The sequence below is a fragment of the Pseudomonas sp. REST10 genome (assembly GCF_029542605.1).
Classification (GTDB): Bacteria; Pseudomonadota; Gammaproteobacteria; order Pseudomonadales; family Pseudomonadaceae; genus Aquipseudomonas; species Aquipseudomonas khazarica.
In genome coordinates this window covers 3,417,319-3,430,441 of record NZ_CP035677.1, presented here as the reverse complement: position 1 = coordinate 3,430,441, position 13,123 = coordinate 3,417,319, and the positions used below count along the sequence as shown (strand labels likewise).

Below are 13,123 nucleotides of genomic sequence, written 5' to 3'. Positions count from 1 at the left end.
TCATGAGCCTGCTCGTGCAAACCCTCAGCATCCACGAACGGCAGAGCATCCTCGACGCCATCGAATGCATCGAGGCTGGCGCTCTGCAGATATCCTTCGTGGTCGCTGATGACATGCGCTTGCTCGGCGTGGTGACCAACGGTGACGTACGTCGCCACCTGCTGCAAGGGGGCAGAACGGACGAGCAGGTGACCGCCTGCATGAATGAGGAATTCCACTCGGTGCAGGTTGGCGTGCCGCGGGAGGACCTGCTCAAGGCCTTCGACCTGGGCCACAACGCGCTGCCGGGGCTGGATGAGCATGGTCGCCTGGTGGAGGTGTATACCCGGCAGATGGCCGCCAGCGCCGAGGTGCCCGTGCTGGCGCGTGCTCGCGCGCCGGTGCGCATGAGCTTCTGCGGTGGCGGCGCGGACCTCACCTATTTCTTCATCGACCACTCGGCGGCGGTGCTCAGTTGCACCGTGGGGCTGTACGCCCATGCCACGCTGATCCCGCGCGACGATGGTCGGATCAGCATCTTCGCTGAAGACCTGAAGCGCGAAGAACACTACAGCTCCCTGGCCGAACTGCTGGCCGCAGGGGAGAAGAGCCTGCTGGCCACCATCATCGCAGTGATCAAACCCAAGTACGGATTCGACCTGTACCTGCGTTCGGATTTTCCAGTGGGGTCGGGGCTTGGCGGCTCTTCAGCGGCCACCACGGCAACCATCGCGGTGTTCAACGAGCTGCGCCAGGACCGCTGGAATACCTACGAGATCGCCGAGCTGGCGTTCCAGGCCGAGCGCTTGTGCTTTGGCATCGCCGGTGGCTGGCAGGATCAGTACGCCTCCGCCTTTGGTGGGTTCAACCTGATCGAGTTCGAGAATCAGCGCAACCTCGTCCATCCCATTCGGCTGGAGGACGCCATCCGCAACGAGCTGGAGTCCTGCCTGGTGCTGTGCGATACCGGCATCTCCCATGACTCCGGGCGCCTGCACCAGCTGCAGCGTGAGGAGATCGAAGCCGAGCTGTCGCAAACCGAGCTGCTCAGTGCCAGCGTCACCCTGTGTCGGCGCATGCACCACTTTCTCATTCGCGGCGAGCTCAGGGCGTTCGGCACTTGCCTGGACGAAGCCTGGCAGTTGAAAAAGCGTTTCTCCTCGGCCATCAGCGATGGCCGACTCGATGATATCTACGCAGCCGCTCTGGCCGCAGGGGCCTGTGGCGGCAAGCTGCTGGGTGCCGGCGGTGGCGGCTTCTTCCTGTTCTATGTGCAGCCCCAGCACCGCCAACGTGTGGTCGACGCCGTAGGCGCGTTGGGCTGTCAGACCCAGAACTTCCGCTTCGAATCGAGCGGTGTGACCTCATGGCGAACGAAAATTCAATGACCTCATTTCTGATCGACGGCTTCCCGTTGGGGGGCGATCGTGTCTACGTCATCGCCGAAGTCGGCAACAATCACAACGGCTCTTTGGAGCTGGCGCGGCGCCTCGTCGATGCCGCCATCGAGGCCGGTGCCGACTGCGTCAAGTTCCAGCTGCGCAACCGCGACGCCTTGTACCGCCGCAAGGCCGATGGCTCGCGCGCCGAGGACCTAGGCGTCGAGTACATCCAGGATCTGCTGGACAAGGTAGAGCTCAGCCTCGATGAACACCGCGAGGTGCGCGCCTATTGCGCGCAGAAGGGCATTACCTACCTGTGCACGCCCTGGGACGAGCCCAGTGTCGACGCGTTGGCCGGTTTCGACGTGGCGGCGCTGAAGATCGCTTCGGCAGATCTGTGCAATCCCTACCTGATCGCCAAGGCCGCCAGCCTGGGCAAACCCTTGATCCTGTCCACGGGCATGTCCTTCGAGCATGAGATCGTGCGGGCCATCGAGCAGCTCAAGGCGCTCGGTACGCCGTTCGCCTTGTTGCATTGCAACAGCGCCTATCCGGCTCCGGAGGCCGATATCCAGCTTGGCTATCTGCGGCGCCTGCAGGAATTGCACGGCCTGATTGGCTATTCCGGTCATGAGCGCGGCATCGCCATCACCCTGGGCGCAGTGGCGCTGGGTGCCAAGCTGGTGGAGCGGCACATCACCCTGGATCGGGGCATGGAAGGCCCGGACCATCTGGCCAGCCTGGAGCCGGGAGAATTCCGCCAGCTTGTCGAGGGCATTCGTCAACTGGAGCTGGCATTGCCCTGGCAGGGCCCGGGGCGCCATGCCAGTCAGGGGGAACTGCTGAACCGCGAGAATCTCGGCAAGAGCGTGATCGCGGCACGCGACATTACCCGTGGCACCGTCATGGACGCTTCGATGCTGCGTATTGCCAGCCCTGGCCAGGGCCTGCCACCGTATCGTTTGCCGGAACTGCTGGACAAACCGGCCGGGCGTGATATCGCCCAGGGCGATTTCCTCTTCGACAGTGACCTGAGCGAGCAGGCCCAGGAGCAACGCCTGGCGTTCGACCTGCCGATCCGCTGGGGTGTGCCGGTGCGCTATCACGACTTCCTCGACTACCGGCGGCGAATCAGTCCGGACCTGTTCGAATTCCACCTTTCCTACCGCGACCTCAGCCTCAAGCCGCAGCCGTTTCTCGCCGCAGTGGAGTGCTCACGGCTGGTGGTGCATGCCCCGGAACTGTTCGAGAACAGCGAGTTGCTGGACCTGGCTGCGGACGATCCGGCCTATCGCCAGCGCTCCATCGACAATTTGCAGCGGGTGGTGGATGCGACCCTGGAGATCGGCGAGTTCTTCCCTGACGCCGATGCGCGCCTGATCGTCGCCAATATCGGTGGTTTCTCCGCCGATGAGCCGCGTCCGCTGGCGATGCGTGCCGAGCTCTATGACCGTTTCCATGAGGCCTGCCGTCAGGTTGACTTCGCCGGCACCGAGCTGATCCCGCAGAACATGGCGCCGTTCCCCTGGCATTTCGGTGGCCAGCGTCACCAGAACATCTTCATGATGCCCGAAGAGCTGGCTGCGCAGGCTCGCGAGCATGACCTGCGCCTGTGCCTGGACCTGTCGCACCTGCAGATGACCTGCTTCCACTTCGACCTCGACTTCCAGCAAGCCCTGGCACTGTTGCTGCCGCATTCCGCGCACCTGCATGTGGCCGATGCCAAGGGCATCAACGGCGAAGGCGTGCTGATGGGCACCGGCGACATCGACTGGCCGGCCGCCTGGGCGCAGATCAAACGCCATCCCCATGTCAGCTTCATCCCCGAAGTCTGGCAGGGACACAAGGACCATGGCGCCGGCTTCTGGTCGGCCTTGCGTTATCTGGGCGCATTGGAGGTACGGTGAATACAGTCTATAGAGGCGATGCCGAGTCCCAGCTCGAACTCCTGCTGAGCGAGTCGCTGGAGTCGGTGCGTAAGCGTCAGCGCGAAACCCTGGGGCAGATCATCGGGGGAGAGCAGGCGCCCTTCGTGCTGTTCGGCGCCGGTGGTCTAGGTCGCCAGGTATTGCCCGTGCTGCAGGCGGCAGGTCTGTCGCCGCTGGCCTTTCTGGATAACAATCCAGCACTCTGGGGCAGCCGTATCGACGGTGTCGAGGTAGTGGGGCCGGCACAGTTGGCCGAGCGCATGGCGGGGCACTTGCCAGCCGTTGTCGCCAGTATCGGTGCCGTACGGGTTGGTACCTGCCACTTGGATCAATGGCGTGCTCCGTTACGCTCGCTAGGCTTCCAGCGCATTGCGCTGTTTGGTCACCTGGCCTGGCGTTTTCCGCAGTTGCTGCCCTATCAGTGTCTGGATTTGCCCGAGCGTGTGCTCGCGGAGGCAGACCGTATACGTGAAGCATTTCACTTGCTCGCCGATGAGGCGTCTCGACGCCTGTATGTAGCGCATGTTGCCTGGCGCCTTACCCTCGATTCCGAAGTCTTGCCGAGCGAGGACGGAGAGGCGATCTACTTCAGTGATCGTTTCAGCCGGCGCGACGACGCTGAAGTGCTCTACGACGTTGGAGCCTTCAATGGCGACTCTATCCTGGGGTACCTGGAAAGTGGCCGGCGCTATCGGGAGATCCACTCCTTCGAGCCCTCGACGGGGAACCTCAGCCAGTTGCAGGACACCATCGCCAGGCTTGCCGAGGCAGGCCATGGCAACCTGCATGCCCACCTGTTGGCGGTCGGCGATCATGAAGGCTCGATTGCCATCGACTCGGGTGGTGGGCATACGCTGCAGGTCGGTGAAGGCGATGAGATGGTACCGATGACCACGCTCGACGCACTGGCCGACAGCCTGCCCCCTCCAAGCCTTGTCAAGATGGACATTGAGGGTTTCGAGCCACAGTGCCTGGCTGGCGGTAGTCGATTGATCGCGCAGAAGCAGCCGATGCTGGCCGTGTGTGCTTATCACGAGCAGGATCATCTCTGGCGTCTCCTGCTGCAGATCCACTCGTATCGGGCCGACTATCGTTTCATGCTGGGTCAGCATCTTTATGACCGGGCCTGGGATATTGTGCTGTACGCCGTGCCGGAAAACCGCCTGCCAAGGGAGCCAAACGATGAGTGCTGAAACCCTTGAAAGCGAGCTGGAGAGGCTGCTCGCTGAACCCCTGAAGTCCGTGCGTGAGCGTCAAACCCATACACTGGAGCGCCTGGTAGGTGACCTAGAACGACCGTTTGCGCTGTTCGGTGCGAGCCATCTGGGGCGCAAGGCTCAAGCCGTGTTAAAGGAAATGGGCCTGGTACCCTGTGCCTTCATGGACAATAATCCGGCGCTGTGGGGAACCTCCATCGATTCGGTGCCGGTATACAGTCCCGCCCAGTTGGTCGAGCAATGGCAAGGGGCATTGCCGGCGGTTATCTGCACTATCTGGAGTGGGCATATCCACGATTGCATGGAGGACCGCCTGGCGCCTCTGCGCAGACTGGGATTCGAGCGCATTGCTCTGTTTGGCCACCTTGCCTGGCGCTATCCGCAGCCTTTACTACCGCATTACTGCATGGATCTGCCGGAGAAGGTGTTGCCCGAAGCTGATGCCATATGGCAGGCATTCGCCTTGCTGGGCGATGAGGCATCGCGTCGCTTGTTCGTTAATCATGTTGCCTGGCGTCTGCACCTGGATCACGATCTTTTGCCGGTTTCCTCGCCCTTGCAGATTTACTTTGACCCTCATTTCAGCACCGACTGCGCCGACGAGGTGGTATTTGACTTGGGGGCCTTTAACGGCGACACGCTGGAAGGTTACCTGGCCACGGGACGCGGCTATCGCGAGTATCACTGCTTCGAGCCTGTGGCGCGGAACTTTGCGGCGCTGCGCGACAGTCTGGAGCGCCAGGCCCGCCCTGGGCTCTACGCCCATCGTCTGGCTGTGGGCGACAGCAACGGTGAGGTGCTGATCGAGGCGGCCAACGGCCCTTCGTCACGGGTGGGATTGGGCGATGAGCGCGTGCCCATGACTACCCTGGACGATCTGACCAGCCAAGGACTACCACCGACCTTTATCAAGATCGATATAGAGGGTTTCGAGCCACAGTGTCTGGCAGGTGGCCGCCGCTTGATCGCCGAGCACCATCCGGTGATTGCGGTCAGCGTGTACCACGAGCAGAACCACCTGTGGCACATCCTCCTGCAACTGCACAGCTACTGGGATGGCTATCGCTTCAGCCTGTGTCCTCATGTCAGTGACGGCTGGGATCTGGTGCTCTACGCCGTACCTGCCGATCGCGTTCCCTCTTTCTCCCTTCGAGAGCAATGATTCATGCGTGTTGCCGACTACATCTTCGAATTCATCGCCAGTCAAGGTATCGGGCATGTGTTCTTCCTGCCGGGTGGCGGGGCGATGCACCTGAACAATGCCTTGCTGCGCCAGCCACGACTGACTGCGGTGAGCATGCTGCACGAGCAGGGTGCGGCCATCGCCTCCGAGGGCTATGCGCGAACTTCCGGCAAGTTCGGTGCTTGTCTGGTTACTTCTGGGCCCGGTGCAACCAACGCAATCACTGGCCTTGCCGGTGCCTGGTTCGAGTCGACCCCGGTACTGTTCGTTTCTGGTCAGGTCAAGCGTGCCGACCTCAAGGGCGACAGTGGCCTGCGTCAGCTCGGTACTCAGGAGCTGGATATCGTCAGTGTGGTCACGCCCCTGACCAAGTACGCTGTGTGCCTGCTCGATCCTCTGCGAGTACGCTACGAGCTGGAGAAGGCGTTGCACCTGATGCTCAGCGGGCGCAAAGGCCCGGTTTGGCTGGATGTCCCGCTGGATGTCCAGGCTACCGAGATTGACCCTGAACAACTGCAAGGGTACGAGATGCCGCACCATGTTGAGCCGACTGCTCCCGAGGCATCGGCATTGGCGCGATTGGCGCAGCGACTGCAGCAGGCGCAGCGTCCAGTGCTGCTGGTCGGTAATGGTGTTCATGGTGCAGGTGCTGAAGCGAGCCTGCGCCATTTGATCGAACAGCTTGGCATACCCACCCTGACGACCTGGATCGGCGCCGACCTGCTCGAGTATGACCATCCATACTATTTTGGTCGCAGCGGTACGGTGGCCCCGCGTGGCGCCAATTTCACGGTGCAAAATGCTGATTTGGTCCTGGCTATCGGCTGTCGCATGGACTTTTCCATCACAGGTTTCGATCGTAGCCAGTTTGCCCGTGAGGCTGACATCGTGGTCGTGGACATCGATCCGGCGGAAATCGCCAAGCTGGGCGAACTGCCCGACGAACGTTTCGTATGTGACGCCGGTGCCTTCATCGATGGTTTGCTCGCGCAGATGCCTGCCGAGCCGCTAGTTCTTGATGATTGGCTGGCGCGTTGCACGCAATGGAAGGCCCGCTATCCGGTGGTTCTGCCGGAGTATCGCGAGCCACGCGGCTTCGTCAACACCTACGTGTTCACCGAAACCCTGTGCGAAGCCCTGGATGAGGGAGAACTGCTCATTCCTGGTAGTTCCGGCGCGGCCATTGATACTTTTTGGTTGGCGGCCCGGCTCAAGCGTGGGCAGCGTTCGGTGGCAACGGGGGGGCTCGGCTCGATGGGCTATGGTCTGCCGGCGGCGCTGGGCGGTTGCCTGGGCGCTGGCGGCAAACGCACAGTTTCGGTCGACGGGGATGGTGGTTTCGTAATGAACATCCAGGAGTTGGAGGTGGTGCGTCGCCTGCAACTGCCGATCAAGTACTTCGTGCTGAACAACAACGGGTATGCCTCCATTCGTGCATCGCAGAGCGGCTACTTCAAGGAAACCATCGGCTGTGATCCTGCTTCGGGCATGAGCCTGCCGGATATCGTGGCGTTGGCTGGGGCCATGGGGGTTCGCAGTTTGCGAGTCAGTGACCAGGCTGCCCTGGCGGAGACTATCCGCGATGTGCTCGACAGTCCCGGGCCGGTGGTTTGTGAGGTGTTGGTAGAGCCTGATCAGCCCATTGGCCCGCGCGTGACTTCGCGTATCGGTGTCAACGGCAAGATGGTGTCCAGCCCGCTGGAAGACCTGTATCCGTTCCTCAATCGTGAAGAGTTGCAGGCGAACATGCTTGTACCGCTGATTCAGGAGTGAAGATGGATATTGACCATCTCACTGCCTATGCCGCTGCTGGTATTTTCACCAAGCAGGGCCGCCAGGGGCCACCCCTCGATGGCCACTATCAGGCTTTTCCTCGAGCGACTTGGGAGCAGGAACTGGCGATGCTCGGGACGCTACCGGGGATACGCGGCATTGAATGGATGTACGACCTGTATGGCGAAGGCGCGAATCCGCTGGAAAGTGAGTCTGGCCGGCAGCGGCTGAACGTTTGCCTGGCCCAGGCTGGCCTCAAGCTCCATTCCGTGTGTGCGGACTATTTCATGGATTGTCCATTGCTGCGCTGCACGTCTGCGCAGCGCAAACAGCGCTGCGAGCGTCTGGCCTGGTTGATCGATGCGTGTCCGCAAGTAGGCATTCGGCGCATCGTGCTGCCGTTGCTGGATGCGGCCAGCATCCGCACACCGCAAGAGAGGGCCACGGTCGTCGACTGTTTGCGTCAAATACTCCCTCTGGCGCAAAGACGGGGTGTGTATTTGAGTCTTGAGAGTGACCTGGCGCCACAACCTTTTCGTGAGCTGCTTCTGGAGCTCGATCATCCGATGGTCGGCGTCAACTACGACACGGGAAATAGTGCGGCGGCTGGCTTCGACCCACGCGAGGAGTTCGCGACCTATGGCGCCTGGATTCTCAGTGTGCATGTCAAGGATCGTCGACGTGGCGCAGCCACCGTCCCCCTGGGCGAGGGTGACACAGACTTCCCGCTATTGCGTGAATTGTTGCAGCAGTTCGACTATCGCGGCGATTTCGTCATGGAGGCGGCCAGGGGCGAGCCGGGGCAGGAAGCGATCTGGCAGACGTGCATGGCAGCACGTACCGCCAACTGGCTGCGTGGTGGCGCGTTAATCAATGAGGGGTTTTCGTGAAGGTTCTATTTTGCGGTCTTGGCAGCATCGGCCAACGCCACTTGCGCAACCTGAAACAACTGCTGGGTGATGAACTTCAGGTACATGCCTATCGGGTTCGTGGTCAGCGCATCAAGTTACGCGAAGGAGGCGTTGAAGAGGGCGCTGATCTGGAGCGTGATTACGCCATTACCGTCCACTCCAGTCTTGAGCAGGCTCTTGCCTGCAAACCGGATGCAGCGTTCATCTGCAACCCAAACGCTTTGCATGTTCCAGTCGCCTTGGCCTGTGCTCGCGCCGGTGTTGCAATCTTCATGGAGAAACCACTGGCGAGTGACCTGTCGGGCGTTGCCGAGCTGGATAGCTTGGTACGGGCGCAAGGGCTGTTGTTTCACGTGGGCTACAACTATCGCTACCACCCCGGCTTGCAACGCATCAAGACGCTGCTCGAAGCCGGTTTTTTCGGCCGCGTGCTGTCGGCTCGGGCCGAGATCGGCGAGCACCTGCCAGATTGGCACCGCTACGAGGACTACCGTGAGATGTATGCTTCGCGGGCCGACCAGGGTGGCGGTGTGATCCGCTCACAGATTCATGAAATGGATCTGATCTGCTGGTTTTTCGGCTTGCCGCGCAGCATCGTCTGTCATGGCGGCAAGTTGAGTGGTCTGGAGATCAATGTTGAGGACACCGCTTCGTCGTTGATGCGCTATGAAGGTGAACAGGGCCGTTTTCCCATCCTGCTTCATCAGGACTTCTTGCAGCGCCCCCCCGTGCGTACCTTCAAGGTAATCGGCGATGCTGGAGTTGCCGAAATCGATCTGCTTGCCAACAAACTGCGCGTGCATGATGCCCATGGCGTGCTGTGCGAGCAGGATGATTTCCCCGGTTTTAGTCGCAACGACATGTTCCTGGCGCAGACCCGGCAATTTCTGCATTGTCTGCGCCACGGTGAGCCTTCACCTATCGGGCTCCGTGACGGCTTGCAGAGTCTGCGGCTGGCTTTGGCGGCGCTGCGTTCGCTGGAGCGGCAGTGCGAAGTGTCATTGAGCGAGGTCGATATCCATGGCTAGTGTGGAGGCGCTGTTCCGCCTGGATGGCCGGGTGGCGGTCATTACCGGTGGTGGTGGGCTGCTTGGCTATCAGCATGCCGCAACTATCGCAGGCCTCGGGGGCGTGCCGATCCTGCTGGATATCGATGCCCAAGCGCTCGCGGCAAACGCAGCTCGCCTCGCTGAAGAGACCGGCCAGCAAATCCTGACTCTTGAGGCCGACATTACTGAGCTGGATGCCGTGATTGCGGCGGACGAACGCTTGCAGGCCCAACACGGTCGGGTGGACATTCTGATCAACAATGCTGCGCGTAACCCCAAGGTAGAGACGGCCGGCGACAAGGACTTTTCCCGTTTGGAGCACTTCCCCTGGGAGCAATGGCAGCTCGACCTGAATGTTGGTTTGGGCGGTGCCTTCAACTGCGCCAAAGTGTTCGGTGCGCGGATGGCACGGCAGGGTAGCGGGGTGATCGTCAATATCGCTTCCGATCTGGGGGTCATCGCGCCGGATCAGCGCCTGTATCGCGTGCCGGGGCGTGACTCCGAGCAGCAGCCGGTCAAGCCGGTCACCTACTCGGTGGTCAAGCATGGCCTGATCGGTCTGACCAAGTACTTGGCCACCTACTGGTGCGAACAGGGCGTGCGTTGCAATGCACTGTCGCCTGGCGGCGTCTATGCCGGGCAGAACGATGTGTTCGTCAGCAAATTGAGCCAACTGATTCCCCTCGGACGCATGGCTGACGCCGACGAGTACCGGGGCGCGATCGCCTTTCTTTGTTCGGATGCGTCCTCTTATATGAATGGCGCCAATCTGGTGGTGGATGGAGGTCGTAGCGCATGGTGAACCGCGACCTGATTGCTCGGCGTTGCATCTGTTGTGGTAGTGAGCAGTTGCAGTGTTCTCCCGCAGTGCTGATGCCTTTCGTCGCTCTGCGAGTGTTTGGCCATGAACCGGTGGAAATCACCGCAGACTGGGGATTGCGCGATTTGCGCCAGGGCATGGCTTATACCCTGTGCAACTCGTTGCAGTGTCAGGAGTGCGGGGCACTGTTCCTCGACTTTCGTTTTACCGATGAGCAAATGGCGGCGCTTTACCACAATTACCGCGACGAGCAATACAACGCCCAGCGTATTCGTTTCGAGCCGGGTTACGTCAACGTGATACCGCACTACCACCAGCGCGCCGCTTATCTGGATGAAGTGGAAGCCTGGTTGGCGCCACATCTGCCCGAGTCGCCGATGGTACTGGACTGGGGCGGCGACAGTGGTATCAACAGTCTGTTTCGCAACCATAATCGCTTGCTGCACATTCACGATATTTCCGGTGTTGGGCTGGTGCCTGGCGCCGAGCGCGTCGATCTTGAGCAGATCGACCAACATCGCTACGACCTCGTGACCTGTAGTCAGGTATTGGAGCACGTGTCGTATCCCCTGGAAGTGGTTCGGAGCATGCTGCCGGCCCTGAGCCCTAATACTCTGCTGTACCTGGAAGTGCCTCATGAGGCTCTGGTGCGTGAACACCCAGGAAGCCTGGAACTGGCGCCGCTCAAGCGTCACTGGCACGAACACGTCAACTTCTACAACGAGCTGGCCATGCGTCGTCTGCTGGAGCGCTTAGAACTGGTACTGGTCGATGTCCTGCGCCTGCCAGTGGATGTGGGCTGGAGCCAAGGTGAGGTGATGGGCGTACTGGCGAGGCGTGCCTGACATGGAACCAGTGGATATCCCGCGCCGTCATCCGGTGATCGCCGAGGACTTGGCGCTGATTCTTGCCCGGGAAGAGGATTGGCGGCGTTTTGCCGGTTGTCATGTGCTGGTCGCCGGTGCCACCAGTTTCTTGGCGGCCTACCTTGTGGAGTTCTTCGCATCGCTGAGTGAGCGCTGGCCGGAGCAGCCCGTCGTCATTCATGCCTTGGCGCGGTACCCGGAAAAAGTGCGAAAGCGTTTCCCGCACCTGATCGGGCAGAGCTGGTTTCGCCCGATCATCCAGGATGTCTGCGATCCTCTTCCTGCCCTGGAACGGGTGGACTTCATCGTACATGCGGCTGGTGCCGGCAGTCCCAAGCAGTACCTGAGCGACCCCATCGGCACCACCCGCTCCAACGTGCTGGGCGCGCTCAATCTGCTGGAGCTGGCCAGACAGCACTCGGCGCGTTTGTTGCTTATGAGCAGTGGTGCGGTCTACGGGCATGGCGAGAGCGACAGGCCGATCAGCGAGAGCGATTTCGGCAGGCTGGATCCGCTGGACATTTCTGCCTGCTACGGCGAAGGAAAACGGGTGGCCGAAACCCTATGCGCCGATTATTACCGCCAGCATGGTGTGGCCACCGTCATGGCGCGGATTTCCCACACCTACGGCCCAGGTATCGCTCTCGATGACGGGCGATCCTTCGCCGACTTCGTCGCCGATGCACTGGCAGGTCGCGACATCGTGCTCAACAGTGACGGTTCCGGTAGCCGCCCGTTCTGCTACGTTTCCGATGCCACCGCTGCCTTCCTGATCCTGTTGCTGCGCGGCGAGGGCGGTAACGCCTACAACGTTGGGCTTGATCAGGAAACCACCATCCTTGAACTGGCCAAGTTGATCGCGCGGCTGTCTCCCACTCCTGGCCTGAGGGTAAAACATCCGGCGCCGAGTCTGCAGCGACAGGCGCTCTTTCGCTCCGGTGGCCATTTCGACCTCGCCAAGATGGAGCAGCTAGGTTGGCGGCCGAGCATCCTGCCCGAAGCGGGCTTTGCCCGAACCCTGCGTTACTTCCTTCAGCCCTGAACGGGAACCCGATATGGAAAAGACCAAGCACAATCGCCTTCTTCTGGCCCGAGAAGGGTTCAAGGCCGGCGAGATCGACAAGTTCCAGTACGGCGAGTGGATCAACCAGGAGCATGCGGGGCTCTTCGATTATCCCGAGTTCCTTGCCGATACCGATGTGGCGGAAATTCGCATCACCGCCGAGGGGGTGTCGGTCAGCTCCGCCAGCCACGACATTGCCATGCTGGTGGATGCCGTGGATCTGCACGCTACACCCTACACGCTGCTGGATTTCGGCAGCTACGAGAGTGATGAAACCGCTTTCCTCAAGTCGGTGCTGCGCGATGGTGAGGTGTTCCTCGACATTGGAGCCAATCTTGGCTGGTATTCCTTGGCGCTAGGTCGGCACTGTCCTACCTCTCGCATCTACGCTTTCGAGCCGATCCCATCCACTGTCGAGATGCTCGAGAAGAACATTCGCCTCAATCGCCTGGGGAACATCGAGGTCATCCGCATGGGGTTGTTCAGCCAAGAGGACGAGCTGAACTTCCTTTTCGCCCCTGATGTGTCTGGAGCCACCTCGCTGAAACTGGCCGGGCAGTCCCGGGGGCGCGCCTCGATCCAGAATGTCGTCTGCCGAACCACCACCTTAGATGCCTTCTGCGCCAGCCGCGACATCGTCCCCGCGCTGCTGAAGATCGATGTGGAGGGGGCGGAACTGATGGTGGTTCAGGGTGGCGAGAAGATCCTGGAGACTACGCCGATCATCCTGATGGAGCTGTTGCGCAAGTGGTCACGGGCGTTCGGCTACCATCCCAATGACGTGTTTGCCCTGCTGGAACGCTATGGCTACTGCGCATGGGTCTTCGTGGAGGGGGGCAGGCTTCAGGCTTGTCCTCAGGTCACCGAGGAAACCGTCCAGACCAACTACATATTCATGCATCCGCAGAAGCACGCGGAGACGATTGCCCAGTGGCAGCGTCCTGTCCGATAG

General features: G+C 61.0%; 11 protein-coding genes. All 11 read left to right on the top strand.

The window, feature by feature from the left end:
* The first annotated feature begins 2 nt into the window (after positions 1–2).
* Genes EWH21_RS16215 through EWH21_RS16165 form a run of 11 tightly spaced genes read left to right on the top strand, consistent with a single transcriptional unit; the run spans position 3 to position 13,123 of the window.
* On the top strand, positions 3–1,367 hold the full coding sequence (locus EWH21_RS16215) for a CBS domain-containing protein (RefSeq protein WP_152489113.1): 1,365 nt from the start codon (positions 3–5) through the stop codon (positions 1,365–1,367).
* Positions 1,364–3,268 carry an N-acetylneuraminate synthase family protein gene (locus EWH21_RS16210; protein ID WP_152489112.1) on the top strand — a complete coding sequence of 635 codons (1,905 nt, stop codon included), beginning with the start codon at positions 1,364–1,366 and terminating at the stop codon, positions 3,266–3,268. The genes EWH21_RS16215 and EWH21_RS16210 overlap by 4 nt, the downstream gene beginning before the upstream one ends.
* A complete protein-coding gene (locus tag EWH21_RS16205) occupies positions 3,265–4,482 on the top strand; it encodes an FkbM family methyltransferase (RefSeq protein ID WP_152489111.1) in 1,218 nt (405 codons plus the stop codon). The genes EWH21_RS16210 and EWH21_RS16205 overlap by 4 nt, the downstream gene beginning before the upstream one ends.
* Entirely contained in the window at positions 4,472–5,668 is a 1,197-nt protein-coding gene (locus EWH21_RS16200) for an FkbM family methyltransferase (RefSeq protein WP_172979165.1), read from the top strand. Before EWH21_RS16205 ends, EWH21_RS16200 begins: the two co-directional genes overlap by 11 nt.
* A gap of 3 nt (positions 5,669–5,671) precedes the next feature.
* A complete protein-coding gene (locus EWH21_RS16195; protein WP_152489109.1) occupies positions 5,672–7,462 on the top strand; it encodes a thiamine pyrophosphate-binding protein in 1,791 nt (596 codons plus the stop codon).
* Positions 7,463–7,464: 2 nt separating this feature from the next.
* Complete coding sequence (locus EWH21_RS16190) at positions 7,465–8,352, top strand: sugar phosphate isomerase/epimerase family protein (protein ID WP_277698828.1); 888 nt, start codon at positions 7,465–7,467, stop codon at positions 8,350–8,352.
* The gene (locus tag EWH21_RS16185) at positions 8,349–9,401 is read left to right on the top strand and encodes a Gfo/Idh/MocA family oxidoreductase (protein ID WP_277698827.1); all 1,053 of its coding nucleotides are present in this window, start codon (positions 8,349–8,351) and stop codon (positions 9,399–9,401) included. Before EWH21_RS16190 ends, EWH21_RS16185 begins: the two co-directional genes overlap by 4 nt.
* The gene (locus EWH21_RS16180) at positions 9,394–10,224 is read left to right on the top strand and encodes an SDR family oxidoreductase (RefSeq protein WP_152489106.1); all 831 of its coding nucleotides are present in this window, start codon (positions 9,394–9,396) and stop codon (positions 10,222–10,224) included. The genes EWH21_RS16185 and EWH21_RS16180 overlap by 8 nt, the downstream gene beginning before the upstream one ends.
* The gene (locus tag EWH21_RS16175; protein ID WP_277698826.1) at positions 10,218–11,087 is read left to right on the top strand and encodes a methyltransferase domain-containing protein; all 870 of its coding nucleotides are present in this window, start codon (positions 10,218–10,220) and stop codon (positions 11,085–11,087) included. The genes EWH21_RS16180 and EWH21_RS16175 overlap by 7 nt, the downstream gene beginning before the upstream one ends.
* Position 11,088: 1 nt before the next feature.
* Complete coding sequence (locus EWH21_RS16170) at positions 11,089–12,150, top strand: NAD-dependent epimerase/dehydratase family protein (RefSeq protein ID WP_152489104.1); 1,062 nt, start codon at positions 11,089–11,091, stop codon at positions 12,148–12,150.
* A gap of 13 nt (positions 12,151–12,163) precedes the next feature.
* Positions 12,164–13,123, top strand: coding sequence for an FkbM family methyltransferase (locus EWH21_RS16165; RefSeq protein WP_277698825.1), 960 nt, complete (start codon positions 12,164–12,166; stop codon positions 13,121–13,123).